A 26,900-nucleotide genomic window follows, 5' to 3' on the forward strand; every position below is an offset into this window, starting at 1 on the left:
AGCCGCAATATATACCTGTAGCTAAAAAACATTATTGAGATTTGCTACCGCTGCTTGTATCATCATTACTAATGCCTCGCTGGTTCTTTTTAATAGAACCATTTAAGCCTCCAAATTTGTAGTTTAAGCCAAAGTTGAATGTGCGATAAAAGTTGTAGTTAATATTATAGTTATGAAAATCAGGCGTTCTGGTAGAGAAATCAAGTTTGATAAATTTCTTAAATGGATCATTTGCAGAAAGCGAAACGTTTAATTTACCCTTAAAAAATTCTTTCTGAGCGCTAAACGAGTAGTCTATCCAGTAGTTGTCCGTGCCTTGCAGCATAACGTAGCGGCTATCAAATCCTAAGTTGGTACCAATGCGTAACCCGTTGTCAAATTTATAACTGGTGTATGTAAAAATGTATCCTTGATAACCGCTGTTAGAATAAAAGTCGCCGTTGTATGTACCTCTCAACCATACACGGAATAATTGTGCATTAATATTAATGTTCAATTTTTTGGTTATAGGATAATTAAAGTCGGTATTTATGCCCAATCTGCGGTTTTGCCCTACGTTAGAGAACGTTGTTGTAGTTATAGTTGTGTTAGGATTAACAGTTGCTACGTTTTCTATTGTATTATTGGCGAAAGAATAGCTCGCGGTGATGTTGAGCGAGCCTTTACCTGTTTTTGAATAAGCCAGCTCGAAATTGTTATTAACTGCCGGGCGCAGATCAGGGTTACCTCCAGACAAATATTGCGGGTTTGACGTATCAATAAAAGGATTAAGCTGGTAGATACTTGGGCGCTGAATGCGTTGCGTAAAGCCAAAAGTAAGACTGCTTACACTATCTAATACTCTTTGCGCAGAAAATGACGGCACCAAATTATTGTAAGCCTGATTTACCGAGCCTCCTTCGGTGTTTACGTTTGTGCGCTCAAAACGCAACCCACCTTTTAAAGACCACTTAGTATATTTTAGCAAATAGGTGTTATATACGCCATATACATCCTGGTGATAAAGAAAGTTATTAGCCGCCTGTGTAATATTAGCTGTACTGTTGCTGAAACTGTTGCGCAATATCATTTTACCGCCACCTTCAATTGTTAAAGCCTTCATCGGGTGCACGTAGTCTACCTGAGTAGTATATTCTTTGGTGCCGTTACTATTATACTGCATATAATTGGGTCTGCTACCCAAGCCACCGTTTGATGTAATGTAACTCTGCTGCTCGCTGGGCGAATTACTGTATTTATAAGACAGCGTTAACAACTGCTCTTTATTACGCTTAAAACCATGCTGATAGTTTACACCTGCATCAACACCTTTCCAGCTACTTGTACCATCGTTCTGCGTACTGTAGTTGCTTTTAAGTATTTGGTTTTTATCATACTCAATTGTGCTCTGCATATTGCCGCTATTATTGCCGCCATCATACAGGTTAAATGTACCGGTAAATAAATTAAGGGTATCCAATTCAAAACTCAGCTCGTTGCCGGTATAAACGTTACGGTTGCTGTTGGTGCGGGTACCGTTTTGACTTAATGTTCCGATAATTTTTTCTGTACCTTTTTCATAAAAGGTGCTACCATTTTCAAACGGTGATGTTTGCGCCCTGCGCTTGTTAAAGCCAACGTAGCCGTTGTAACCAAATTTGCCCTGCTTTACAGTAAGGTTTAAATTGGCACGATAACCCCAAACAGTATTGTAACCGGTATTAACCGAGCCATTATATCCCTGAGCCGCATCTTTTTTGGTGATAATGTTAATTATACCAGCCAACCCTTCCGCATCGTACTTGGCAGGAGGCGTTGTAATAACTTCTATTCGTAAAATATTACTGGCTGGCATGGCCTTCAGTATATCAGACGGATTACGCGCCATCAGCGCAGATTCTTTATTATTGATCAATATTTTATAACTGCCACTTCCGCGCAGCTTAATATTATCGTTGGCATCAACAGATAGCATAGGCACTTTACGCATCATATCCAGCGCTGTTATGGCTTTGCTTTCAGGATCAGACTGTACGTTGTAAGCAATGCGGTCAACCTCGCGCTTTACTAAAGGTTTAACACTTGTAATAGATACTTCGTTTAATGTGCTGGTGGTGACAGATAATAGTATTTTGCCCGCATCTGTATCGCCATCGGTTTTAGTGATATTGATAATTTTTGTTCCATACCCAACAAATGCTAAAACAAGTTGATAGCTTTTGCCGGCAGGTGCAGAAAGTTCAAAACTGCCGTCTTCTTTGGTAAGCATGCTTTTAACCGGCGCCTTTGTTTGCGGATCTTGCAAAGCAGTTGTAACAAAGTCAAGCGGCTTGTTAGTGACTGAATCAATGGCAATGCCTTTAACAGTAATTAAGTTAGGAACGGTTTGTGCGGATAAGGAAATAGAAAAGCACAGGGTGATAAGAATCAGTATAATTTTTTTCATAGCGTAATATGTTCGGGTATAAGACTCAAAGTTGCCCAAACCGTTACATAAAAAAGAAGATTTAACAGTTATTTAACGCTGTTTAACATCATTTAACTAATACTGAGCTATTTGTTAAACTTAGTCATGGTGAGTTCCGTCCCAATAGTAGCGAAACTGTTTATCATTTCGATGGATCTGTCAATTAAAGCAGGTAACTCCGGCAATTCATCATCGTCAAATCCGCTTAATACATAATCAACCTGGCGGCCTTTGGGATAGTTATCGCTGATACCAAAACGCAGGCGCGCGTATTTGTTATTACCCAAAGTTTCTTCTATATGTTTAAGGCCGTTGTGCCCCGCTGCACTGCCCTGAGGTTTAAGGCGAAGCGTGCCTAAAGGCAGGGCCAGATCATCAACCAAAACCAGTACATTCTCTATCGGGATTTTGAGGTCCTTCATCCAATGGTTAAGCGCCTTACCACTTAAGTTCATGTAAGTAGTAGGCTTTATAAGGCATAACATACGGCCTTTGTGCGATACTTCGGTATAGTAAGCAAGGCGCATATGGCTGAATTTGGCACCCTCGCGTTTAGCCAGTTCATCCAGTATCATAAAACCTATGTTATGCCGTGTATCGGCGTACTCGGGCCCGATGTTTCCTAATCCCACTATCAGATATTTCATTTTATAATTGATGACACCGATTAAAATGTGATTTCACCGGTTGCACTCCTGCTGCGAATATATAACTTCTTAAAAAAACAAAAGCGACAAGTATAAAACTTGTCGCTTTTTCAATCGGTGAAATCACTAAAAAATCAGTGGAATCCTCAATTATTTTTTGCCTGAAGCAGCTTCCTGCTCAGCCTGACGCAACGCACGTGAAGTGGTTACAGATACGATAGTATCTTCGGCTGCATTGGTAATTATAAGGTTAGGCAATTTAATCTCGCCTACACGTACAGATTTACCAACTTCTAAACCTTCAATGCTAACGTCAATTGTGTCTAAATGATCCTTAGGCAAGCCTTTAATGCGCAATTTTCTTAGTTTTTGAACTAATTTACCACCCATTTTAACACCCGGAGAAGTACCGGTTAATTTAACAGGAATTTCTATGGCGATAGGTTTGTTTGGATCTAAAGCCAAAAAGTCAACGTGTAAAATCTTCTCAGTTAACGGATGGAACTGGATATCCTGAATAACAGCTTGTGATACAACACCAGCAACCTCAATGTCGATGAAATGAACATCCGGAGTATAAACTACGGGTTTCAAATCAGCTGCGGACACTGCAAAGTGGGTTTGAGTAGCCCCACCATAAAGTACTGCAGGCACTTTGCCGTCATAACGCAGTTCCTTAGCGTCGCGTTTCCCTACGTTCTCTCTTGGAGAACCGCTAATAGCAATTGATTTCATTTTTTATTTGTTTTAATTTATTTGTTTTAAAAAGTCCATAGTCGATAGACCATTGACCATAGAATATTAATTATTATCAAAGAACAGTTGCTATTGACCATGGACTATTGACCATGGACCCTAAACCCTATACCTGAAACAGCTGACTTATTGAACCATGCTCATTCACGTTAATGATAGCTTTGGCAAACAGATCGGCAGTTGACAGTACTCTTATTTTATCACTCTGGCGCTTTAACGGGATAGTATCTGTTACTATTAATTCTGTTAAAGCTGAATTTTCTACAGTTTCGTAAGCATCGCCGGATAAAACCGGGTGCGTACAAACTGCCCTTACACTGCGTGCACCGCGTTCCATAATCAAAGCAGCAGCTTTAGCCAAGGTGCGCGCGGTATCGCAAATATCATCTATCAAAACAATGTCCTGATCTACAACATCACCTATCAGGGTCATTGATTCTATCTCATTAGCACGCTTACGGCGCTTATCACATATTACTACCTCGGCATTAAAAAACTTCGCGAAGCTGCGGGCACGGTATGAGCCGCCCATATCTGGCGATGCGATGGTTAAATGCTGCAGCCCAAGACTCTTAATGTAAGGCACAAATATTATTGATGCATCCAGGTGATCTACCGGTACATCAAAAAATCCCTGTATCTGCGCAGCATGCAGGTCCATGGTCATAATGCGGTTAATACCCGCAGCAACCAATAAATTAGCAACCAGCTTTGCGCCAATGGCTACGCGTGGCTGATCTTTTCTGTCCTGACGAGCCAGCCCGAAATAAGGTATAACAGCGTTTACGTAATGAGCCGATGCACGACGAGCGGCATCTACCATCATTAGTAACTCCATTAAATTATCGGTAGGTTGGTGTGTAGACTGGATCAAAAAAACGTCACTTCCTCGTACAGACTCGTTAAAGTGAGGCTGAAACTCGCCATCGCTAAAGCGCGATAGTGAATAATCGCCAAGATCGCGGCCATAAGCATCAGCAATTTTTTCGGCCAAAGCTATTGAGCCTGAACCTGAAAACAATTTAACCGGATTGGATTGCTGTGGCATTTTTATTTATTTCGAATATCGAAATTTCGATTTCGAATTTATTTTATGGCTGTGCTATAAAAAAACAATTTCGGATTCCTTTTTTTAGTTATCAGACCTAAATCCGAAATTAAAATTCGAAATCCGAAATTGAATTGTTGCCCGACCAGGATTCGAACCTAGACAAACGGTACCAAAAACCGTCGTACTACCATTATACTATCAGGCAATCTCCACCTTCAAAACATACGCTCTGAAAAGGAATGCAAATATAAGACGAAATTTTCCAAATCAAAATCAAAATTCAAAAAAGTATATAAAGCGCTTGAACGCTGCCAATTGCGTTAAATTGTGTTAAATTACTGTCCTTTGTTTTAATACATCCTAATAGTTTTACTATTTTCGGCTCATTAAATCGTCATCAATTGTAAATTTCTGCAATGAATTATAATAAGATCAACAATATTTTTGGCTGGCTGGCCTTTACCATAGCTGCCATAACCTACACTTTAACGTTAGAGCCATCAACCAGCTTTTGGGATTGCGGCGAATTTATTGCCTGTATCTATCGCTTAGAAGTTGCCCACCAACCCGGCGCGCCGCTTTTTACCATGATAGGTAAGGTTTTTTCCCTTCTGTCTTTAGGCGATAATACAAAAGTTGCCTATTGGACCAACATGGGCTCAGGGCTGGCAAGTGCTGCTACAATTCTGTTCCTTTTTTGGACCATAACAGCGCTGGTTAAAAAAATATTGGTAAAAAAGGGCGAAGAGATTACACTTGTTAACGTTATTACCATTATAGGCGCCGGTTTAGTAGGGGCTTTAGCTTACACTTTTTCTGATACTTTCTGGTTCTCGGCAGTTGAGTCTGAGGTTTATGCCTTATCATCATTGTGTACTGCCATAGTTTTTTGGGCCATTTTAAAGTGGGATGCTCATGCTGACGAGCCTGGTTCTGATAAATGGATAATATTTATAGCCTACGTAATGGGCCTTTCTATAGGCATCCACTTACTAAACTTGCTTGTTATACCGGCCATAGCGCTGGTTATATACTTCCGCAGGTCAAAAAACATTACAGCAAGTGGCGTGGTATGGTCATTCCTGTTGGGTGTAGTAATAGTAGGTACCGTTTTATGGGGTATTATACAGTTTACAGTTAAAGGTGCAGCCTTTTCTGATCTGCTTTTTGTAAACACACTGGGCATGGGCTTCGGTAGTGGTGCAGTAGTGTTCTTCCTGTTGGTTACAGGTACCATTGTGGCAGGTATTTATTATACGGTAAAACCATCAACCATTGCTATTATAGTTACTGCAGTATGCTTCATATTAGCGCTTACCATAAGCGCGGGTATAGTAGGCTTTATTGTTGCGCTTGCTATTGTTGCTTTGTTAGAATACATTGTTAAAATTCGCGAAAAGCGTTTTGCGCTTAACACGTTTTTAATTTGCACAGCCTTTATCCTTTTTGGTTACAGCTCTTTTGTAATGATTGTTATAAGAGCCAAGGCTGGCACTAACTTAAACAATAGCGATCCGCAGGACGCCTTTGCATTAAACGGCTACCTTAACCGCGACCAGTACGGCGATACACCATTAATGTACGGCCAGTTTTTCGACTCAAAACCAACCGATCAAACAGAGGGCGCTAATCTTTACAGACGCGGCTTAACCAAATACGAAGTTGCAGGTAAAAAATTAAGGACCGAATATGACCGGAATACAATTTTTCCGCGCATGTTTAGCGACAAGGCCGGGCACCCAGAGTTTTACCGCAGCTGGTCGCAATTAGCCGAAGGTCAGCAGCCAACATTTGCAACCAACCTGGGCTTTTTTCTTACCTGGCAGGTTAACCAAATGTATACCCGCTACTTTTTATGGAATTTTGTGGGCCGCACCAACGAAATGGATGGGCAACAGGGTGGTATTGACGGCGATTGGATAAGCGGATGGAACTTTAGCAAAGAACTCCCCTACTCGGTTACAGAAAGCAAGTCTTACAACCGCCTTTTCTTTTTGCCTCTTATTTTAGGTTTGTTAGGCGCATATTATCACTTTAAAAGAAAACAGCGCGATGCGGGAGTTGTGGGTGTACTTTTCTTCTTTACAGGTTTTGCTATTTTATTATACCTTAACCAGGATCCTTTACAGCCACGTGAACGTGATTATGCTTACGCGGGCTCGTTTTACGCCTTTGCCATATGGATAGGTTTGGCAGTACCCGCGATAGTTGAACTGGTGAGCAAAAAAGCAGCTACAAAGAATGCCGCCATACTGGCTACTGTGGTATGTTTGGCTGTTGGCCCAATATTAATGGCCAACCAGGAGTGGGACGACCATGATCGCTCAACTAAACTTACCCCGCACGATATGGCTTATAATTATCTTAACTCGTGTGCGCCAAATGCAATTTTGTTTACTTATGGCGATAATGACACTTATCCGCTTTGGTACATACAAGAAGTTGAAAACGTACGCCCTGATGTGCGTATTGTTAACCTGAGCCTTTTGGGTACTGATTGGTACATCAGGCAAATGAAAGAGAAGATGAACGATTCGGCTCCGTTACCGCTTACCATGTCTAACGAACAGTTTAAAAGCGGTGTGCGCGATGTGCTTTATTATAACGATGAAAAGATTGCGGGTGCTGTTGAATTGAAGGAAGTGTTTGACTTTATGCTGTCAGACAGAAAAGAAACCAAACTCCAATATCAAAACGGCGATGAAACCAATTATTTGCCTACCAAGAATTTAAAAATTACGGTAAACAAGGCCGATGTATTGAAAAACAATACCGTATCTGCAGACATGCAGAACCGTTTGACTGACACCATGACATTTAACTACCCCGGTAATTATGTGGCAAAGGATAACCTTGCGCTGATGGATATACTGGTGCATAATAACTGGAAACGCCCTATTTACTTTACTGTAACTGCGCCAAGCAGTGTTATGATGGGTTTAGACAAGTATCTATATAACGAAGGTTTTGCCTCGCGATTAATGCCTCTAAAACCTGATACATCTGCCAATGCTTCGGAAAATGTTAATCCAACGGCTATGTATGATAACGTGATGAACAAATTTAAATGGGGTAAGTTGAAAGAAGCTAAATATTTGGATCATGAATCGTTAACTATGTTTTATCCGCTTATAAGTCGTGTTTATCTTAGTCTGATAGAAAGTAAGATGAAAGAAGGAAAAACAGCCGAAGCGAAACTGGCTTTGAATAAATATATGAATGAGCTACCCAACACTATACCTGTGCAGGAAGCCGCTATTAGGAAATTCTATTTGGCTGATGCCGCTTATAAATTAGGCGAAACCGCAACCGGCGATAAATTGCTTACCCTGATAGATAATTATCTTGTTAACTCGTTAAACTTTAATTATGGCTTGTTTAAGGCTGGCAAAACCGGGCTTGACAATAATGATATCCAATTAGGTCTATCATTGCTTAACGGCATGGTAGGTGTTGCCAAAACAGGTAATAAAACCGGTTTGAGCGCCAAATACGCCGCGCAGGTTAAAGATTTCTCGGCCAAGTTTGGTTTAGGAATGTAAGCCCCGGCCCCCTCTAAATCTCCCCCGGTAGGGGAGACTTTAAAAAGCTTGTTATTTAAAAGAAGCGAAGTGCCATTGGGTCACTTCGCTTTTTCATTTTTTAAAATTGTTAAAAAAGCCTCCCCTACCGGGGGAGATTTAGAGGGGGCTTTATTCTACAACCACACCCATAGAGCAGAATTTTTCAATACGCTCTGCTACAAGCTCGTCAATATTCCGATCCTTTAAAACTTTCAGATCCTTTAACAACTGTTTTTTTAACGTGGCGGCCATAACAACCGGGTCTTGATGAGCGCCGCCCAGCGGTTCTTTAATAACGCCGTCTATCAATTTATTCTTCAACATTTCTGTTGATGTTAGTTTCAGCATTTCGGCTGCGCGTTCTTTTTGCTCCCAGGTTTTAAATAAAATGGTCGAGCAGTTCTCAGGCGATATTACAGAGTACCAGGAGTTATCCAACATCATTACCTTATCTCCAATTCCAATGCCCAGCGCACCGCCAGATGCCCCCTCGCCTATAACAACGCAAATGATGGGCACTTTTAATATTGACATTTCCAGCAGGTTGCGCGCTATAGCTTCACCCTGACCGCGTTCTTCAGCTTCCAAACCCGGAAATGCTCCCGGTGTGTCTATCAGCGTAACTACGGGTTTATTAAACTTTTCGGCCAAACGCATTAATCTTAAGGCTTTTCTATAACCTTCTGGGTTGGCCATCCCAAAATTACGGTACTGGCGCTCTTTAGTGTTGCGGCCCTTTTGATGACCAATGAACATAACCGTTTGCCCGTTAAGCGTTCCAAAGCCACCTATAATGGCTTTATCGTCACCAACGGTACGGTCGCCGTGCAGCTCAATAAAATCGTCGCACATCAGCTCAAGATACTGCAAAGTATATGGCCGCTCAGGGTGACGTGAAATTTGTACCTTCTGCCAGCCGTTAAGGTTGCCGTATACCTGAATGCGTGCCTCGTCAAGCTTGGTTTGCAGTTCGTTAATAGTGGCAGACATGTCCAGCTTGTTCTTGTCTTCCATCTGCTTCACCTTCTCTATCTGCTGCTCCAGCTCTGCCAAAGGCTTTTCAAAATCAAACGTTATTTTCATATCTGTTAATGAGGGCGCTAAAATAAACAAATCAAACGGCAATTTCCATGTTAATAATCACGTCATACTGCCTTAACAACAAGCTATTTTTTTTGCAGCGCTTCTAATTTTGCTATTTGCTGGGCCGAAAGCAACTTCTCTGTAGCCAAACAGGCTTGTAAAATAGCGTTCTTCAGTTCGCCTTGGTACAGACCATGGCGGTTGGTATAGAAGATCAGATTGCCATCGCTTACCTTTCTATACTTAAACAAGCTATCCAGCATCTTTTCGTTGCTGATGATTGAGCCACCTATCTGTAGCCGGCGACGATGCATAATGGTGTTTATATCTGTTATCTTCCGTATCTGCGCCTGGCTTAGGTCAAGCTGATTGCTTAGTTTCAACACCTTATCGGGCATAGGGTAATGGTTGAGTTCGCCTACAGCGCCCATTTCGTTAGCGGCATCACCCTTTAAATATGCGTCATACTGCTGGCGGGTTAATGTACGCACAGGAGATTTTGTGTCGGAACTGTCTGTTTTTGATTGCGCGTACACCGCAGTACTATACATAAGCATCGACGAAAAAAATAAGGTTTTCAGCATAGACATCGTTTTTTAGAGGAATAACGATCTTAACGCCTCAAAGTTCGGTTAAATTTAACATAATTGTGATTTGAAATATGGACGCATCTATTGTTATTGATAGGCTAAAACAAATGGCCTCGCCGGTTTACCGCGAAGGAATGCTTCGTTTTGGCATAGCCAACCATAAAGCATTGGGCGTAAAAGTACCGCAGCTGCGCAAACTGGCTAAGGAAATAAAAAAGGATCATCACCTTGCCCAACAGCTTTGGGATACTGACATACATGAGGCGCGATTGCTTGCCACCATGATAGACGACCCAAAACAGGTAACCAAAACACAAATTGATAAATGGGTACTTGATTTTGAAACATGGGACTTATGCGACCAGGCCTGCGGCAACTTGTTCGACAGGACACCTTTTGCCGTAGAAAAAGCGCTTGAGTTTAGTGCCCGTGAGGAGGAATTTGTTAAGCGCACCGGTTTTGTTTTGATGGCGGAACTAGCAATACATGATAAAAAGGCAGACGATATGGTGTTTTTACAGTTCTTTCCAATTATAGAACGCGAAGCCCGTGATGAGCGAAATTTTGTAAAAAAAGCCGTTAACTGGGCGCTACGGCAAATTGGCAAGCGTAACAATACGCTAAAGCCCCTGGCTATTGCTACCACAGAACGCATTTTACAACAGAACAGTAGGGCCGCTAAATGGATAGCGACAGATGCGCTGCGCGAATTAAGGAACAGATAAGAATACCGGCCCGGAATTTTTATGACTTTCAACACGCAAAATTTGAGATTTATTTAGAACAATATCCGCCTTTACAACTTATATTTGCTGTACGATCATTAAACTTTAAAAATAATTTTATGGCATTTACACTACCGGCGTTATCCTACGCAACTGATGCATTGGAACCGCACATTGATAAAGCAACCATGGAAATTCACCATGGAAAACACCACCAGGCTTATGTAACCAACCTTAACAAAGCGTTAGAAGGTAAACCTGAAGCTGATGGCAACATTGACGACATTATAAAAAACATTTCTAAATTCCCCCCTGCTGTGCGTAACAACGGCGGTGGCCACTATAACCACACGCTGTTCTGGACACTTTTATCTCCAAACGGTGGCGGCGAACCTACAGGCGCTTTAGGCGATGCTATCAAAAGCACTTTCGGATCATTTGCTGAGTTAAAAACCAAAATGTCTGACGCCGGCGCTACCCGTTTTGGATCGGGTTGGGCATGGTTAATTGTTACTGCTGATAAAAAACTGGCTGTAACTTCAACTCCTAATCAGGATAATCCTTTAATGGACATTGCTGAGGTGAAAGGTGCTCCAATTTTAGGCATTGACGTTTGGGAACACGCTTACTATTTAAAATACCAAAATCGTCGTCCTGATTATTTAGCTGCTATTTGGAGCGTGATCAACTGGAACCACGTTGCTGAGTTGTACGCAAAAGCGGTATAATTGATTTCGGATTTCGAATGTGCAATTCGGAATTCGATTTTGTAATTGAAATTTATATTTGAGAACGGCGGCTAATTGCCGCCGTTTTTGTTATAACACTACTCGCTATGAAAGCTAACATTTTAGAAGCCGCCGACAAGCCATTGGTTTGGAAAGAGGTACAAACCCCTACTCCCGGCCCGGGCGAAGTTTTAGTAAAAATTAAAGCAGCTGCGTTTAACCGCCGCGACTACTGGATAACTATTGGCAAGTATGCAGGGATAAAATATCCCACAATTTTAGGTTCAGACGGGGCAGGTATTGTTGTCGAGCTTGGCGACGGCGTTGACAAAGCCTGGCTGAATAAGGAGGTAGTAATTAATGCTGCCACTAATTGGGGCGATAGTGAAGAGTTTCAGGGGAAGGACTTTAAAATACTGGGCCTACCCGAAGATGGTACCTTTGCCGAATATGTTAAAATAGGTGCTGAGTATTTATTTGAGAAACCCGCTTATTTAACCTGGGAACAAGCCGCTGCTTTTCCGCTTGCTGGTGTAACGGCTTACCGCGCGCTGTTAGTTAAAGGGCGTGCAAAAAAAGGCGACACGGTGTTGATATCAGGAGTTGGGGGCGGTGCGGGCACATTTGCGTTGCAATGGGCGGTAGCACTGGGCTGTAAAGTTTTTGTAACATCAGGCACAGGCGAAAAGATTGAAAAGGCAAGGCAACTTGGCGCGTTGGCAGGGGTGAATTATAAGGCACAGGATTGGGCCGAAGAATTGCTCCATTTGTCGGGTGGGTTTGATGTAATAATAGACAGCGCTTTAGGCGAGGGTTTTGCCAAATTCCCCGACATTTGTAAACCCGGTGCACGAATAGTTTTCTTCGGCGGAACAGCGGGCGATTTACCGGCAATAAACGGGCGCAAGATATTCTGGAAGCAATTGCAGATGCTGGGTACCACCATGGGCACCAGATCTGATTTTGAAGGGATGTTAAGCATGATGAACGCACACAATATTGTCCCCGTAGTTGATGAGGTTTATCCATTACATACTGCAGGAGAAGTTGTACAAAAAATGGGAACTTCGCCACAATTTGGGAAACTGGTACTTAGAGCATAGCTATGCTACAACTGCGAGTTGAAGATATAAAACAAGAAACTACCGATACCGCTACCTTCTATTTATCAGATGTAAGCGGTAAGCAACTTTTATATCTGGCAGGTCAGTTCCTTACGTTGATTTTTAATCATCACGATGAAGAGACGAGACGCTCCTATTCGCTCAGTTCATCGCCGGATGAAAAGTGCGCGGCTATTACCATTAAACGTGTAGACAATGGGGAGATATCGCGCTTTATGCTGGCAAAAGTAAAAAAAGGCGACATACTCAATGCCGTACCACCGGCCGGAAAATTCACTTTAAGTAGTGATGCGTTTACGGCAATTAACCTTGTATACTTTGCTGCCGGAAGCGGTATTGTACCTATATACGCTCAAATAAAGTATCTTTTGGCAAGACCCGGTGATAGCAAAGTGGTTGTGTTCTATAGTAACAATAATTCTTCGGATATCCTTTATAATGAAGAATTAAACGCACTTCAAAATGCAAACCCTAATAGGCTTAAAGTTGTATACCTAATCAGTAATCAAGGCAACCGGCTTACCAACGTCAACCTTGAAGCATTGTTGAAACAGCATTTACAGAACGGCATCGGCAAGGCGCAATATTACATGTGCGGTCCGTTTGCTTATATGCGGATGATACGCCTCACGTTGTCGTTTCTTGGTGTTGAATCGGCCAGGATTCGTAAGGAAAATTTTGTATTAGAGACAATCCCGGTTGCTCATACTTCAATTATATATCCACCGCAAAATATTAAGCTCGAGTTTAAGGGCGAGGTGTATAGTATTGCCGTTGGCGAAAATCAATCTATTTTACAGGCCGCCCTACAAAATGATATTGCTTTGCCCTATAGCTGCCGTGCCGGTATGTGCTCAACCTGTACAGCAAAATGCATTTCGGGTAAAGTGGAAATGTCTGTAAACGATGTTTTGCTGGAGGCCGACCTGGCCGAGGGCTGGGTGTTAACTTGTACGGGGCACCCGGTAAGCGATGATGTGGTTTTGAAAATTTAACATACGATTCTAATGCAGTATCTTAAACATCAGTTCGCGCAACAGTTCACCGTGATCTGTGATTGAATCAACCCCTTTGCTCCTTAAATCATATTCGCGCAGATAACTGATTATCTGTATCGACTTTGCGTAGTTGTAGCTACGCGCCGCCTGCTCGTAATCCTTTACAAAAAACGGGTTTACCCCTATTTCTTTAGCCACATTTTGCGGCGACTTGTCTCTTACATAGTGGTACAGCAATACTCGCGTAAAATAGTTATTCAGATTACCCAACACCAATACTATTGGGTTGTTCTTCGGGTTAGCGGCAAAATAATTAACTATCTGATTAGCTTTAAAAACATCCTTTTTAGCAAGTGCTGTTTGCAGCTCAAACACATTATATTCTTTACTGATGCCAATATTGTCCTGAATGTGTTTTAAGGTGATCTCCTGCCCTTTGGCAACATTCAGCATTAGTTTATCCAGTTCGTTTGCAATTTTCGATAGATCGTTACCTAAGTATTCGGCTACCATCAATGTGGCTTGCTGGCCTATACGGTAGCCGGCATCTGTTAAATAACTTTCAACCCAGGCAGGTATTTTGTTATCATACATCGCGGCCGACTCAAATACCAGTCCGTGCTTTTCTATCGCTTTATAGGTTTTCTTACGTTTATCAAACTTTCCGTATTTATAACAAAAAACCAGCATAGTGCTTGGCAGCGGGTTTTCCAGGTAACTCAAAAACGGGTTAATGCCCTTTTTATCATCACTGTCATTACCCCACTTCATGTCCTGTGCCTCTTTTATCAACACTACCTGGTAGTCCGCCATCATGGGGTAGCGTTTGGCAGCATTAAGCACGGTCATTACATCGGTATCTTTTCCATACAGCACAGTTTGATTAAAGCCACGCTCGGCCTCGGGCAGTAATTTATGCTCAACAAAATCGCTTACCTGATCAATGAAATAGGGTTCCTCGCCATGTAAAAGGTATACAGGTTTATACTTTCGATTTTTTAAATCTTTTAGAATATCAGCAACGGTCATTTAAGTCAAAAGTAAAAATTCAAAAGGCAAAAAGCTTGTGCAGGAGAATTAAATTTAAGATGTTATTGGTTTTGAATTTTTACTTTTGACTTTTGACTTTTAATGCATCAACTCCAGCCGCTTAATCTGCCACCGCATCCATTTAAAATAACGGAGTTTAACGGACAGTTAACGCTATTTGATGAAATACGGAAAAAAACCATCATTATAACACCCGAGGAGTGGGTGCGCCAGCACTTTGTTCAATTCCTTATTAAAGAGAAAAAATATCCTAAGACACTTATAAAGCTTGAAGGCGGCCATAAACTACATGGAATGCCTAAACGATCAGATATCATTATTTTTAATAAAGAAGGACGCAAAATTTTAATGGTGGAATGTAAAGCCCCTGGGATAGCCATTGATCAAAAGGTGTTTGATCAAATAGCCCGTTATAACATGGTACATAAAATTGAACTGCTGGCGGTTACCAACGGGCTACAACATTATTTCTGTACAATTAATTTTGAGGAAGAGAGCTACCGGTTTATTACAGAGCTACCGGAATATGCGGGTATTTAACATCGGGGGCTAACCTTACAAGATTTAATATTTTATCGTAAAGCTCATCCGGCTTAAACGGTTTTGAAACGTAATCATTCATCCCTGAATTATATACACGCTCCTTTATATCAAACAGTGCCGACGCAGTTAACGCTATAATAGGGACATTAGCTTTCTTAGGATCGGCCATTTTGCGTATTTCAATAGCGGCGTCAAAACCATTCATAACCGGCATTTGCAGGTCCATTAGAATAATATCAAAGTTACCGTACTGCATAAACTCAACGGCGCGCTCTCCATTCTCTGCAATAAACGGCGAAATGTTCCATTTAGACAGCAGTTTCTTCATCAGCATTACATTAACCGGGTTATCCTCGGCAATTAACACCCGCATAGCACTGAAAGCCTCTGCTTCTGTCTGAATAACTGTTGGTGTTTTTTTGCTTACAACTACTTGCTTCTCGGTTGCCACCGGGAATTCCATGTTAAATGAGAATTCAGATCCTTTGTTAACCCTGCTATTTACACTGATCTTTAGCCCTTGCAATTCAAGCAGGCGCTTAACAATAGCCAGACCCAAACCTGTGCCCCCGTATTGTCTGGTAGTACTTACAGATTCTTGGGTAAACGGTTCAAAAATAGCATCCAGCCTATCCTTGGGGATACCTATACCGGTATCTTTCACCATAAAATTAACGGTTAACCGGTCGTGCCGGTCTTCAACGCAGGCTATCTTAACCAGTATATCGCCTTGCGTAGTAAATTTAATCGCGTTACTTACCAGGTTAAAAACTATTTGCGTAATACGGGTAGGGTCGCCAAATAAGGTTTTCCTCTGCAATGCATTGTCAACGTCAAGTGTAAACTTCAGTCCTTTTTGCCTGGCTATAATGGTTTGACCTCCACAAATGCTATTCATCAGATCGTAAAGGTTTAAACGTGCTCTTTCAAATATCAGCTTACCCGATTCGATCTTGTTGAAATCAAGTACATCATTAACAATTGAAAGCAGGTTACCCGCAGAAAATTTAAGCACCTCAAGATTTTCCTTTTGATCAGGACGCGGTCCGCCCATCATCAACAGATCGGTCATACCAATAACAGCGTTAAGCGGCGTCCGTATCTCATGAGACATAGTAGAAAGAAACTCTGATTTAGCTTCAGAAGATTTATTAGCTTTTTCTATTGCCTTTTCAAACTTAGCAGCGAGAGCATCCTGTTGCTCGGTAGTATCAGAAAGTTGGGTCAGGGCCTTTTTAAACGAGGTATAAAAGTGGCTGTAAACAAATATTATTAACACCAAACAGGCCGATAAGCTCATTATGAATGTAGCCTCATCAACTTTTTCCGGCTTAAGTGTTATCAGGAAACTATTGCCGTGTTGTAACAGCAGTAACAGCAACGTTGGTACAATATTTAAAGCTGAATATATGTAGCCCATTTTTTGGCCCAGCATGTTAAAACTAAACAAAACCATTAGCAATATTACACTTATGCTTATTGCATCTGCATTTTGCTTGGCCACATAGATATTTACTAAATAAGCAATTGTACCTGTAACAAGTACGATATGAGAGACAACACGATAATTGGGTCTATAGGTAAAATATTTAAATAAAATAGCCGATACGAGCGTTAAGCTGCCAATTATAATACTTATAATAAAATACTGGTTCTGAAGGACCTCGAAAAATAACATTAACGAGGTAAAGAAAGAAAGCGCTAAACCGTAATATAAAAGCTTTATGCGGGCACTGTCCATTGTAGACTGTTTGTCCGACAATATGTTATTTATAGAAAAGTTAAAAAAACTTGCGGTATGGCTCATTTTCAATGGCTTAGCTTTATGCTATAAATATTGTTTCCTAAAACTAATAAAATATACAATCATATACTTATTAATTTCGAATTATAGCGTTTAAGATAAGGCAATTAGCCTGCCAATTCGCGCAGGTTATCATTAGCTATTTTCAATTTAGCTTCTGCATCGGCTTTTTTCTTCAGTTCGTTATCAATTACATCGGGTTTGGCGTTGGCCATAAAGCGCTCATTAGAGAGCTTTGCGTCAACAGATTTAAGGAAACCCTCCAGGTAGATCTTCTCTTTTCCTAAACGCTCTTTCTCCGCTTCAACATCAACTGTTTGTTCCATCGGTATAAAAAACTCATCTGTTGATACCAAAAAGCCCACTGCGTCGCTAACCTTCTCGTTTACAAATGATAGCTCGCTTAAATTGGCCAACTTAACAATAATGTATTTATAGGCATTATAATCAACCCCAGAATTTGACTTTGCTAAAAGCTGTAAAGTTTCTTTAGGCGATATTTGTTTATTTTGACGAATATTTCTAACCTGCGCAATAATTTGTTTTACCAGCTCAACGTCGCTTAACAGGCGGGAATTAATTTCCCCAATTGTTGGTAATTGAGCAACGATGCAGCAATCGCCGGCAGAACGTTCAGCAAACAGGTCATCATGCCATAGCTCTTCGGTTATGAATGGCATAAACGGATGCAGTATCTTTAATATTTTCTCGAAGAAACTGATCGTTTGATTGTAGGTTTCCCGGTCAATTGGCTGCTGATAAGCGGGTTTTATCATTTCCAGATACCACGCACAGAAATCATCCCAAACCAGCTTATACGTGGCCATTAAAGCTTCTGATAAACGATATTGTGCAAAGGCATCTTCAATTTCCTGCAGCCCCTGGTTAAAGCGGCTTTCAAACCAATTAATGGTTACCGTATTCGGGTTTTGTAAAGTCTCGTCAACCTCCCAGCCCTTTATCAACAGAAAAGCGTTCCAGACCTTGTTAAAGAAGTTTCGGCCCTGCAAACAGTCCTTTTCATCAAACATCAGGTCGTTGCCGGCAGGCGAGCTTAAAAGCATGCCTACGCGTACACCATCTGCACCGTACTGATCTATCAGATCTAAGGGATCAGGCGAGTTACCTAATGATTTTGACATTTTTCTGCCCTGTTTATCACGAACAATACCGGTAAGGTAAACATTACGGAAAGGCAGATCGCCCCTGAACTCGTGCCCCGCCATGATCATCCGCGCTACCCAAAAGAATAATATCTCGGGCGCCGTTACCAGGTCATTAGTGGGATAGTAGTATTTTATATCCGCATTCTCCGGATCTTTAAATCCATCAAAAACAGAAATTGGCCATAGCCATGATGAGAACCACGTATCAACAACGTCTTCCTCTTGTGTTAGATCTTCAATTTTCAGCTCTACGCTTTCACCTTTCAGCTTTATAGCTTCTTCTAATGCCTCTTCGGCTGTTTTAGCAATAACATATTCTCCGGTTGGTAAATACCAGGCGGGTATTTGCTGCCCCCACCATAGTTGCCTGCTTATGCACCAATCCTGCACATTTTCCATCCAGTGGCGGTAAGTATTAGTGAATTTTTCGGGTATTAGCTTAACCTCGCCGGTTAGCACATAATCCAAGGCCGGTTTGGCCATATCACCCATTTTGCAGAACCATTGCATAGATAGCTTAGGCTCAATAACCGCATTGGTACGCTCAGAAAAACCCACCTGCGATTTATATTCCTCAACCTTCTCTAAAGCTCCCGCTTCCTCCAACATCACCGCGATTTTTTTGCGCGCCGCAAAACGATCCTCCCCAACCAGTATTTGTGCTTTATCATTCAGCGTGCCGTCATCGCTTAAAATATCAATTACCGGCAGTTTATGCTTTTGGCCAAGCTCATAGTCATTCAGGTCATGAGCAGGCGTTACTTTTAGTGCGCCTGTACCAAAATCCATTGTTACATAATCATCCAGTATAACAGGTATCTCGCGATTGATCAATGGGATAAAAACCGATTGACCATGCAGATGCATATACCGCTCATCGTTAGGATTAACGCATATAGCCGAGTCAGCCATTATGGTTTCAGGACGGGTAGTAGCTATTATTAGGTATTGAGTATCAAGTATCAAACCGCCAGAACTTTCTGTTTCGCCTTGATACTTGCTACTCGCTACTTGATACTTAATATAATATAGTTTCTGATTTACTTCTTTACGGATAACCTCTTCGTCACTCACCGCGGTTTTGCCTTGCGGGTCCCAGTTTACCATGCGGATGCCTCGGTAAATCAGGCCTTTTTTGTACAGGTGGATAAAAGTATCCAACACGGCATCGCTCAGGTCAGGGTCCATTGTAAAACGGGTACGGTCCCAATCGCATGATGCGCCTAACTTTTTTAACTGATCAAGTATAATGCCGCCGTATTTTTCTTTCCATTCCCAGGCGTAAGCCAAAAACTCCTCGCGGGTAAGGTCTTTTTTGCTGATGCCTTTTTCTTTAAGCATGGCAACAACCTTGGCTTCGGTAGCTATGCTGGCGTGGTCTGTACCCGGCACCCAGCAGGCATTTTTGCCTTTCATGCGCGCGCGGCGTATCAGTACATCCTGTATGGTATTGTTAAGCATGTGGCCCATGTGCAGCACCCCGGTAACGTTAGGCGGAGGCATTACAATGGTATAAGGTTCGCGCCCATCAGGCACCGATTTAAAAAATTTATGTTGCAGCCAGTAACTGTACCATTTTTCTTCGGCCTGTTTTGGCGAATAGGTTTTAACAATACTCATAAGACCGCAAAAATACGATTTTTGAGGCAAAAATGGGGAGTGATTTTACGCCGATCTTTCCTTTTGTTAAGCAAAATTGCTTATTAGTTCTCCTAGTCTTTTGCGTTCACTTCTACTCATGGCTGGATAAGAAGGTAAATAAACGAGTTTCTCCAAATTCAGATCATCAGGGCCGATAGTATTGCGGGCCGACTCAAGATGTACTAAACTGGATGCTTTTTGCGATGCATCAAAACCGTTGCTGCGGAGGTAATTTATCAAACCATCCGGATCATTGGTTTCAACGGGTAGCACCCAGTAAGTTTGTTTTATATTTTTTGACCCTATCTTATAGCGATCCGGAATGTTTTCTAGCACATCATTCGCCAGTTGCATTCTTTCAGTAATACTGTGCTGACTAAAGCCTTTCAACTTTCTTTGAAGAAGCAGCTTGTTGGCTATACAGGGACGGAATCTTATCTGCGTAAAAATATCATCGCCCGGGAAACCTTTTGTGAAACCGCTGAGCACTTGTTCAAAATTCTTACCCAGCGCCATCACCAACTTATAAAACAGCGTGTATATTGCTTTGCTGTTAAGTAGTTTAACAAAAGATACTTTTAGCAGTTTTTTAAAGTAGCGAGAAGTATTCTGCCTGATGTATTGCTCATTTAATGCGGTTGCCTTGGTATACAATTCTTCATCGTTTATTTTAATGACAGCGCCACTAACCGCAGTATTAGTTTTAATAAAACCAAAACTAAACATCACTATATCCGACGCCGGGTTGCCTTTATAAACATCGCCTGCATAGGCCTGCGCGCAATCCTCAAATATTATCAGTTTATGCTTTTTTGCTATCGCGATGATCTCATCCGTTTCCATTATCCCGCCAAAAAGATGAGTGATCAAAATAGCCCTTGTATTGGGTGTAATGGCGGCTTCAAACTGCGCGGCAGCTATATTCAACGTATGCTTCTCAACCGCCAGGCCAATCGCTTTAATATCATGCGCTGCTATGATGCGGAACATGTCAGGTATGTTGATATCAGTGACTAACATCTCAGATCCCGGCGCAAAATTTAGCACACTTAACAACATATCAAAGCCCGTACGCACAGAGAGGCAAACCAGGTTATTATCTTCTGGCTGAACCGCCTTTTCGCTGCCGGGTTTTAAACAATAGTAAAGACCGGTTAACAACTCGCTGTAACTAATGTAAAGCTTACCTCTGGGTATCATGGTTACAATATAGGTTATAGTTAGTCTTGAAAATAAAATAAAATTCTATAGTCAAAATAACTGCTTCTGTAATAGTTGTAACTTTACATAAGCCAATCTACAATCTACCTATTAAAATTTTTGTTATGCAACAGCGATACCACAACAGCAGTAACGAAGTAAAGGGTATGAACACCGCCGAGCTGCGAGAACAGTTTTTGATTGAAGACATGATAAAGCCCGGCAAAATATGCTTTACGTATAGCCATTACGACAGGGTAATTATTGGTGGTGCCACGCCTGAGGCTGAAGCCCTGCCGCTCAAAAACGTAGCGATGCTAAAGGCTGAGTATTTTTTGGAAAGGCGCGAAATGGGCGTTATTAACGTGGGTGGTGCCGGCGCAATAAAAGTAGACGGAACTCAATACGATCTCGAAAAAAAAGATTGTCTGTACATTGGCAGAGGCAGCAAGGATGTAAGCTTTGTTTCGGCTAACGCAGACGAACCCGCTGTGTTCTATATCCTATCAACACCTGCACATATGGACTATCCTACACGGTTAATGAAAGCGGCAGATGCCAGCCTCATGACCGTAGGATCAGCAGAAACATCTAACCACCGCACGGTATACAAATACATTTTTATTGATGGTATAAAAAGCTGTCAGCTGGTAATGGGCCTAACCGTTTTAAACACCGGCAGCGTTTGGAACACCATGCCCGCCCATACGCACGACCTCAGAATGGAAGCTTATTTTTATTTCGACGTAGCGAATGGCCAAACTATTTTCCATTTTATGGGTCAGCCACAGGAAACGCGACATATAACTGTGCATAATCATCAGGCGGTTATCAGTCCGCCGTGGTCTATACACTCAGGCTGCGGAACAAGCAATTACTCGTTTATATGGGGCATGGGCGGCGAAAACCAGGACTACAGCGATATGGATATGGTTAATATTGGGGAGCTAAAATAAAAAAGCGACAGGTTTAAACCCATCGCTTTCTAATATTATAAAAAGTTTCTTTAATCCTAATACTGCCAAAGGTTAAGTTCCCAATCGTGAAGCTCTTTTTTAAGGCGTTCAGATTCGTACAAGCGGTCTATGCCCACAGCGTAATCCTTTATACGCTCATCCCTTTCATTTGAAACTTTAACAATAACACTGGTAAAAATGCGTTTCATAAACATATCGTCAAAGCTTAAGCTGGTAGCATCGTTATTACGGTTAACGGCTTCTTTAGTAACCAAAATTTGGCGCGCAGCAGGGAAGTATACCCAAAACGCAGGCTGGTAATCCAAACCAAGGTTAAGACCCGCCGCTTTTTCTTTTATCATAGGGGCAATACCGATAATGCGAGGCTCCATAACGCCGCGTTGCTTATCAAATATCCAATCCTCTTTAATTCTGAACCTTATTACACTGTCAGGGTTAAACTCACCGGCAACCATAGCTGAGCTTATTATATTACCGTCTCTGTCTCTTTTTTCAACCAAGCTACTATCGGCCATTGTTGAAAAGGCTTTCTCAGGCGTCAACGGTACAGAAAAACTATCACCGTTAGGATCTTCTTTAGTAGGAATAGGCGAATAAGCAGTAAGTTCTCCTGCTTTTATGGCGTCCATTAAAACATCTATCAACCTTGCTTTTGGCGATACCAGATACTGGTTCATTTTCTCGCGCACATCAATTTCGCGCCATACACGTTTGGCAAATGCTACGTCTGATTCGCGCAAGTTAGCATAAGGAGTTGCCCTGGCCTGTGCAAAACTTTCTTTTTTATAATAGCCGTCTACCGGCCTGTCAAATGGTTTTGGCGGTTGGGCAGTTACAGGTGTTATAGCTACTTTGGGGGTAGTGTCAAGCGGCGCTATGGTATTGTCACGTTGCGAGGCGCCGGCGGCAACCCTTGCTGCGGGCGTATCTTTTTTAGGAGCAGGCTTTGCGGCTTTCTTTTTAGTTTGAGCAAAAGAAGTTACACAAGCTAAACACAGCACTCCTATTAATAATCTCTTTCTCATATGCTTTTTAATTTGCATTTATAACTATAGGATCCAAGCCATTTGTCACGCCATCCGGCCCAACTGCCAGTATATCCATAAATACTATCGTGGTACCCGGCGTAACACTATTCATTGCCTGGTGCATTGCAGCCGTCAATTCATCGCCGGTGGCTACCTGCTTAATAGGATCCTGTCTTGGCTTGGCTATCAGTAAAGTAAAACGCGTAACCCTAAATTTGGCATCAAAATCAAATCCGTCAAGCTTGGCTACAAGGTAATCTTGTGCTTTTATATTCGCGGCACTCATTGTTCCGCCAGATTTTCCTGCAAACTGCGCTTTAGGCGGCGGTATACGCTTAACACGGAACAAAGTTGAACCTAACACTGATGTTTTACCCGGGGCTAACTCGCCAGATACACTAACTGTAGCTGTGCCTGGGTTGCTTACCGTAACGGTATATTGGCCGTTATTGCCTGTTATGCTTCCGCTTGTTATGCTTAGTCTTAACTTGTCTTTTGCTATTCCGGGTGCCGATACCGAAACCGGGTTAGACACGCCTATGTAAAACACATTCATTTTATCTGGCGATACTACTGCTGACGGCCGCGCAACAGTATAAGTTTGTGGCTGTGTTTTGTAATTTTTTATGCTACCATCTGTTTGCTTAACGGCTATCTCACCTATCCAGGTGTGTACGCCCTCGCTGCTTGTGCTGCCTTGATATGTTCCTCTTCCTTCTGCTGTGGGCAGTCTTGAACCGCCTACCGTAATATCCGGAGAAGATTTTGAATCAGATGCAGTTAAAAATACTTGTGCGGTGTAAGGCTGGCCTACCAACACATAGCTGCTTGGTGCAACCGCTACCGCCGAAAACTGATCAAGGTTAACTACAGCCTGATCAACCTTTCCTAAAATCTTTTTAACTACTTCGCTCTCGGCATTTTTTGCATCTGCCTGTATCTTAGCTAATGTAGTTAACGAAGCTCCCAACGGAATACCTTCGCCGAAATAGGCTTCTTCCCAGCTTTTCTTAATATCACCATGCCTTGGCGGATCGACAGCGCTAAGCGAAAAGTTTATACCTGCGCGGTCCTTAGGGTCCAGTAATTGCAATAACTTGTCGCGGGTTTCGTCTATTTTTTGCTGTAAGGTTGCCCCGTTCTTCTGATTGATCATTATTCGAGGAGAAATATCCAGGTTGTCGCGTGAGTCAACATCACCTGTTGTTTCATTTATGCCACCGCCTTCTTCAATCAGTTTCTTTTTTAATGTTTCAATATAAGCATTCAATTCCTCGGCTACCTGGCTGGCACTTTTTGCCCGTGCGTAAAAGGGTTTAGCGCGCTCCGGTTGCTCTTTTAACTTAGTTTGCTCAAAAGCGCTATAGGTATTTTCAATACTTGTAGTAACATTACTTCTTGATTTATCTAAACTATCTGTAATATTCTTAAAAGCGTCCAATAAACTATCAGGCACGTTTAAAGCAATAAGTCCCAGTAAAACCAGGTACAAAATGCCTATCATTCGCTGCCTTGGGGTTTGTTTGCCTCCCGCCATGTGTTATGATCTTATACTATATAAGTGAATAATGGTCTTGTTAATTAACGCGGGGCTGATTCATAGCCGTCAGCATGTTGCCATAAATGGCATTCAATGATGCCAGGTTTTTAGCTAACCTGCCTACCTCGTCTTTAAACTGTTTAGAGTCTTCTAATGATTCATTGAAGTTGTTCATCGTTAATGAAAGGTTCTGATAGAACTTGTTCATTGATTTTAGATGAGTGCTTGAATCCTGTAATTCCAGTTCGTACACAGCGTTTAATGCAGAAAGATTTTTAGCTAAATTATTTACCTGTTCATGGTATGCCTTTGAGTCGCCTTCAGATCCGGCAAGGTCTGTTAAATTTGTTGAAGCCTTTTCAAAGGCAACGCTTAACTTATCATAACCAGCAGTGGCGCTTTTTACTTTCTCTGTAAAAGCTACAGTAGCATCACCAGCGTCTGTAACCTTAGCAATGCCTTTAACTTTGTCGCCGAAAGTTCTTAAACCTTCGCCTAAACTGCTTATCAACTCCGGGCCAATCTTAGCGTCGGCAAGCATTTTATCCAATGCTGCTGTATTTGAGAAACTGTCGCCGCCACTAATTACTTTTGCTGACGATTTAGGCAATTCGCCGCTAAAATCTTCATTTAACTCAGGATAAACGCGCGTCCAGTCTATCTCCTTTTCTTCACGCTGAAAACCCAGCAGGAAAAATAAAATGGCCTCTACAGTTAATCCGCCTGCAATAAAGTAGGTTGAATTAGGCCAATGTAGAATTTTAAACATTAAACCAACAATTACTATTGATGCACCCCAAGAAACTATATTGTTAATTCCGTATGGTTGTTTTTTTCCTGCCATAATAAAATACTGAGTAGTTGAAATTTTAGGTTTTTTAAATTATCGTCTGTCCAAAAGGTCGCGGCCCTGGAAGTGTGTTACGCAACGAAATCCGATATATGATTTTGCAGTATCCTGAAACTCGTAAGTACGCGATGAGTTTTGCAGAAAGTAGCCTATATCTTTCCATGAGCCACCTCTAACCACCTTGCGTTTCATCACTTCAGGGTCATTGGATTTAGCATCATAATGGAATGTAGGTGCAACGTCGTTTACGAATGTAGATGCAGAAGCATCATATGCTGACGATGTCCACTCGGCTACGTTGCCTGCCATATTATATAAGCCAAAATCATTCGGGAAATAAGAGCGCACCTTAACGGTATAAGTACCGCCATCGTCAGAGTAGTTACCACGGCCGGGTTTAAAGTTGGCCAGCAAACAGCCTTTAGCATTCTTTATGTAAGGCCCCCCCCATGGGTAGGCGGTACCTATCCTGCCGCCACGTGCGGCGTACTCAAATTCTTCTTCGGTAGGCAGATCATAAGCCGAGCGTTTAGGCTGGTGTCTTGAATCTTTATACGCTTCGTTATAACGGGTGCGCCACACTGTAAAAGCACGTGCCTGGCGCCATGTTACGCCTACTACCGGGTAATCTCGAAAAGATGGGTGAGAAAAATAACCTTCAACCATTGGCTCATTAGCCGCATACGAAAAATCGCTCAGCCAAACCAACGTATCAGGGTAAATAGCTACTGTGTCGCGCATTATAAAGTCTGAGCGTCTTTTGGTTTTATCATTTTTATTATTGGCAGCTTCACGTAACAACGGCAGGGCGTAGTTGTATTTAACCAATCTTACGTCCAACTCATCTCTGTCAAAGATCCTGTCGTCGGCCTGATAAAACATGGCTTGTAGTTTTTGCCTGTTATCAACTTGCCCCTTGCGCGCAGCAGCCCAGATAGGGTTTCTGCGTACATACTCCCAATTGATATATTGCTTGCCACCCGTGCTTACGGTAGGAGCCGTTGCGCCCTTGGGTGTTATATAGTATTTAGGATCTTGAAGGTAATTGACTATAGCGATGGAATCGCGAACCCAATTAACAAACTGACGATACTGGCTGTTGGTTATTTCGGTTTGGTCCATAAAAAAGGCAGGTATAGTAACCTGCTTTGTTTGGGCAATTTGCGCGAATGTAACATCCTGATCGGTCTGGCCCATTAAAAAGCTGCCGCTTGGTACATACACCATGCCATATGGCACCTCGGCCCTAAAAGCCCTGGCCGGGACCCCGACTACTTCACCACGATCTGCGCCGCCACGGGTACATCCGGCCAACGCACCAACAGATAAAACAGCAATCAAAAAATAAATGTGCTTCATTTCTAACAAATCAAACCGTTAAATAACAACC

General features: G+C 42.0%; 21 protein-coding genes and 1 tRNA gene. 7 read left to right on the forward strand and 15 right to left on the reverse strand.

What is annotated here, in order from left to right; translation table 11 throughout:
- Positions 1-31: 31 nt before the first annotated feature.
- The 5 genes from ACVW2L_RS11170 to ACVW2L_RS11190 form a co-directional block, all read right to left on the reverse strand.
- Positions 32-2,425 (reverse strand): TonB-dependent receptor domain-containing protein, encoded by a 2,394-nt coding sequence (locus tag ACVW2L_RS11170; protein ID WP_457128047.1) that lies wholly within the window; start codon positions 2,423-2,425, stop codon positions 32-34.
- Positions 2,426-2,532: 107 nt separating this feature from the next.
- Complete coding sequence (pth, locus tag ACVW2L_RS11175) at positions 2,533-3,093, reverse strand: aminoacyl-tRNA hydrolase (RefSeq protein WP_457128048.1); 561 nt, start codon at positions 3,091-3,093, stop codon at positions 2,533-2,535.
- A 150-nt stretch (positions 3,094-3,243) separates the two neighbouring features.
- The gene (locus ACVW2L_RS11180; RefSeq protein WP_457128049.1) at positions 3,244-3,828 is read right to left on the reverse strand and encodes a 50S ribosomal protein L25/general stress protein Ctc; all 585 of its coding nucleotides are present in this window, start codon (positions 3,826-3,828) and stop codon (positions 3,244-3,246) included.
- Positions 3,829-3,955: 127 nt separating this feature from the next.
- Complete coding sequence (locus ACVW2L_RS11185) at positions 3,956-4,897, reverse strand: ribose-phosphate pyrophosphokinase (RefSeq protein ID WP_457128050.1); 942 nt, start codon at positions 4,895-4,897, stop codon at positions 3,956-3,958.
- Positions 4,898-5,034: 137 nt separating this feature from the next.
- Positions 5,035-5,105: transfer RNA gene (locus tag ACVW2L_RS11190), tRNA-Gln, on the reverse strand.
- Positions 5,106-5,316: 211 nt separating this feature from the next.
- Between ACVW2L_RS11190 and ACVW2L_RS11195 the strand changes: the two genes are divergently transcribed.
- Positions 5,317-8,442 (forward strand): protein O-mannosyl-transferase family, encoded by a 3,126-nt coding sequence (locus ACVW2L_RS11195; RefSeq protein ID WP_457128051.1) that lies wholly within the window; start codon positions 5,317-5,319, stop codon positions 8,440-8,442.
- A gap of 150 nt (positions 8,443-8,592) precedes the next feature.
- On the opposite strand, the gene ACVW2L_RS11200 is transcribed toward ACVW2L_RS11195, so the two are convergent.
- A complete protein-coding gene (locus ACVW2L_RS11200; protein ID WP_457128052.1) occupies positions 8,593-9,546 on the reverse strand; it encodes an acetyl-CoA carboxylase carboxyltransferase subunit alpha in 954 nt (317 codons plus the stop codon).
- A gap of 83 nt (positions 9,547-9,629) precedes the next feature.
- On the reverse strand, positions 9,630-10,130 hold the full coding sequence (locus tag ACVW2L_RS11205; protein WP_457128053.1) for a hypothetical protein: 501 nt from the start codon (positions 10,128-10,130) through the stop codon (positions 9,630-9,632).
- Positions 10,131-10,207: 77 nt separating this feature from the next.
- On the opposite strand from ACVW2L_RS11205, the gene ACVW2L_RS11210 reads away from it, so the two are divergent.
- The 4 genes from ACVW2L_RS11210 (at position 10,208) to ACVW2L_RS11225 (ending at position 13,708) form a co-directional block, all read left to right on the forward strand.
- Positions 10,208-10,861 (forward strand): DNA alkylation repair protein, encoded by a 654-nt coding sequence (locus ACVW2L_RS11210; RefSeq protein WP_457128054.1) that lies wholly within the window; start codon positions 10,208-10,210, stop codon positions 10,859-10,861.
- 119 nt (positions 10,862-10,980) lie between these two features.
- Positions 10,981-11,589: a superoxide dismutase gene (locus ACVW2L_RS11215; RefSeq protein WP_457128055.1), complete on the forward strand. Its 609-nt coding sequence runs from the start codon at positions 10,981-10,983 to the stop codon at positions 11,587-11,589.
- A gap of 107 nt (positions 11,590-11,696) precedes the next feature.
- Complete coding sequence (locus ACVW2L_RS11220) at positions 11,697-12,692, forward strand: quinone oxidoreductase family protein (RefSeq protein ID WP_457128056.1); 996 nt, start codon at positions 11,697-11,699, stop codon at positions 12,690-12,692.
- Between the two features lie 2 nt (positions 12,693-12,694).
- Positions 12,695-13,708 carry a 2Fe-2S iron-sulfur cluster-binding protein gene (locus tag ACVW2L_RS11225; protein ID WP_457128057.1) on the forward strand — a complete coding sequence of 338 codons (1,014 nt, stop codon included), beginning with the start codon at positions 12,695-12,697 and terminating at the stop codon, positions 13,706-13,708.
- A 9-nt stretch (positions 13,709-13,717) separates the two neighbouring features.
- On the opposite strand, the gene holA is transcribed toward ACVW2L_RS11225, so the two are convergent.
- Positions 13,718-14,740, reverse strand: coding sequence for a DNA polymerase III subunit delta (gene holA / locus ACVW2L_RS11230; protein WP_457128058.1), 1,023 nt, complete (start codon positions 14,738-14,740; stop codon positions 13,718-13,720).
- Positions 14,741-14,842: 102 nt separating this feature from the next.
- On the opposite strand from holA, the gene ACVW2L_RS11235 reads away from it, so the two are divergent.
- Entirely contained in the window at positions 14,843-15,301 is a 459-nt protein-coding gene (locus tag ACVW2L_RS11235) for a type I restriction enzyme HsdR N-terminal domain-containing protein (RefSeq protein ID WP_457128059.1), read from the forward strand.
- Here ACVW2L_RS11235 and ACVW2L_RS11240 read toward each other — a convergent pair.
- The 3 genes from ACVW2L_RS11240 to ACVW2L_RS11250 all read right to left on the reverse strand — a co-directional run bounded on the left by ACVW2L_RS11240 (position 15,270) and on the right by ACVW2L_RS11250 (position 21,115).
- Entirely contained in the window at positions 15,270-17,111 is a 1,842-nt protein-coding gene (locus ACVW2L_RS11240) for an ATP-binding protein (protein WP_457128060.1), read from the reverse strand. The genes ACVW2L_RS11235 and ACVW2L_RS11240 overlap by 32 nt on opposite strands.
- Before the next feature lie 104 nt (positions 17,112-17,215).
- Positions 17,216-19,894, reverse strand: a complete 2,679-nt coding sequence (locus ACVW2L_RS11245) for a valine--tRNA ligase (protein WP_457128061.1) — start codon at positions 19,892-19,894, stop codon at positions 17,216-17,218.
- A gap of 66 nt (positions 19,895-19,960) precedes the next feature.
- Positions 19,961-21,115 carry a DegT/DnrJ/EryC1/StrS family aminotransferase gene (locus ACVW2L_RS11250; protein ID WP_457128062.1) on the reverse strand — a complete coding sequence of 385 codons (1,155 nt, stop codon included), beginning with the start codon at positions 21,113-21,115 and terminating at the stop codon, positions 19,961-19,963.
- Positions 21,116-21,240: 125 nt separating this feature from the next.
- Between ACVW2L_RS11250 and kduI the strand changes: the two genes are divergently transcribed.
- Positions 21,241-22,071, forward strand: coding sequence for a 5-dehydro-4-deoxy-D-glucuronate isomerase (gene kduI / locus ACVW2L_RS11255; RefSeq protein WP_457128063.1), 831 nt, complete (start codon positions 21,241-21,243; stop codon positions 22,069-22,071).
- 56 nt (positions 22,072-22,127) lie between these two features.
- On the opposite strand, the gene porN is transcribed toward kduI, so the two are convergent.
- The 4 genes from porN to porK are packed head-to-tail and all read right to left on the reverse strand — an operon-like array spanning position 22,128 to position 26,869.
- Positions 22,128-23,117, reverse strand: coding sequence for a type IX secretion system ring subunit PorN/GldN (gene porN / locus ACVW2L_RS11260; RefSeq protein WP_457128064.1), 990 nt, complete (start codon positions 23,115-23,117; stop codon positions 22,128-22,130).
- Positions 23,118-23,124: 7 nt separating this feature from the next.
- Positions 23,125-24,657, reverse strand: a complete 1,533-nt coding sequence (porM, locus tag ACVW2L_RS11265) for a type IX secretion system motor protein PorM/GldM (RefSeq protein ID WP_457128065.1) — start codon at positions 24,655-24,657, stop codon at positions 23,125-23,127.
- 40 nt (positions 24,658-24,697) lie between these two features.
- A complete protein-coding gene (porL, locus tag ACVW2L_RS11270) occupies positions 24,698-25,504 on the reverse strand; it encodes a type IX secretion system motor protein PorL/GldL (RefSeq protein WP_457128066.1) in 807 nt (268 codons plus the stop codon).
- Between the two features lie 39 nt (positions 25,505-25,543).
- A complete protein-coding gene (gene porK / locus ACVW2L_RS11275; RefSeq protein WP_457128067.1) occupies positions 25,544-26,869 on the reverse strand; it encodes a T9SS ring complex lipoprotein PorK/GldK in 1,326 nt (441 codons plus the stop codon).
- Between the last annotated feature and the right edge of the window lie 31 nt (positions 26,870-26,900).

Source organism: Mucilaginibacter sp. HD30 (assembly GCF_054061755.1).

Coding starts and splice junctions, on each gene's coding strand:
- ACVW2L_RS11170 (WP_457128047.1), bottom strand. CDS start 2,425: ATGAAAAAAATTATACTGATTCTTATCACCCTGTGCTTTTCTATTTCC.
- pth (WP_457128048.1), bottom strand. CDS start 3,093: ATGAAATATCTGATAGTGGGATTAGGAAACATCGGGCCCGAGTACGCC.
- ACVW2L_RS11180 (WP_457128049.1), bottom strand. CDS start 3,828: ATGAAATCAATTGCTATTAGCGGTTCTCCAAGAGAGAACGTAGGGAAA.
- ACVW2L_RS11185 (WP_457128050.1), bottom strand. CDS start 4,897: ATGCCACAGCAATCCAATCCGGTTAAATTGTTTTCAGGTTCAGGCTCA.
- ACVW2L_RS11195 (WP_457128051.1), top strand. CDS start 5,317: ATGAATTATAATAAGATCAACAATATTTTTGGCTGGCTGGCCTTTACC.
- ACVW2L_RS11200 (WP_457128052.1), bottom strand. CDS start 9,546: ATGAAAATAACGTTTGATTTTGAAAAGCCTTTGGCAGAGCTGGAGCAG.
- ACVW2L_RS11205 (WP_457128053.1), bottom strand. CDS start 10,130: ATGCTGAAAACCTTATTTTTTTCGTCGATGCTTATGTATAGTACTGCG.
- ACVW2L_RS11210 (WP_457128054.1), top strand. CDS start 10,208: ATGGACGCATCTATTGTTATTGATAGGCTAAAACAAATGGCCTCGCCG.
- ACVW2L_RS11215 (WP_457128055.1), top strand. CDS start 10,981: ATGGCATTTACACTACCGGCGTTATCCTACGCAACTGATGCATTGGAA.
- ACVW2L_RS11220 (WP_457128056.1), top strand. CDS start 11,697: ATGAAAGCTAACATTTTAGAAGCCGCCGACAAGCCATTGGTTTGGAAA.
- ACVW2L_RS11225 (WP_457128057.1), top strand. CDS start 12,695: ATGCTACAACTGCGAGTTGAAGATATAAAACAAGAAACTACCGATACC.
- holA (WP_457128058.1), bottom strand. CDS start 14,740: ATGACCGTTGCTGATATTCTAAAAGATTTAAAAAATCGAAAGTATAAA.
- ACVW2L_RS11235 (WP_457128059.1), top strand. CDS start 14,843: ATGCATCAACTCCAGCCGCTTAATCTGCCACCGCATCCATTTAAAATA.
- ACVW2L_RS11240 (WP_457128060.1), bottom strand. CDS start 17,111: ATGAGCCATACCGCAAGTTTTTTTAACTTTTCTATAAATAACATATTG.
- ACVW2L_RS11245 (WP_457128061.1), bottom strand. CDS start 19,894: ATGAGTATTGTTAAAACCTATTCGCCAAAACAGGCCGAAGAAAAATGG.
- ACVW2L_RS11250 (WP_457128062.1), bottom strand. CDS start 21,115: ATGATACCCAGAGGTAAGCTTTACATTAGTTACAGCGAGTTGTTAACC.
- kduI (WP_457128063.1), top strand. CDS start 21,241: ATGCAACAGCGATACCACAACAGCAGTAACGAAGTAAAGGGTATGAAC.
- porN (WP_457128064.1), bottom strand. CDS start 23,117: ATGAGAAAGAGATTATTAATAGGAGTGCTGTGTTTAGCTTGTGTAACT.
- porM (WP_457128065.1), bottom strand. CDS start 24,657: ATGGCGGGAGGCAAACAAACCCCAAGGCAGCGAATGATAGGCATTTTG.
- porL (WP_457128066.1), bottom strand. CDS start 25,504: ATGGCAGGAAAAAAACAACCATACGGAATTAACAATATAGTTTCTTGG.
- porK (WP_457128067.1), bottom strand. CDS start 26,869: ATGAAGCACATTTATTTTTTGATTGCTGTTTTATCTGTTGGTGCGTTG.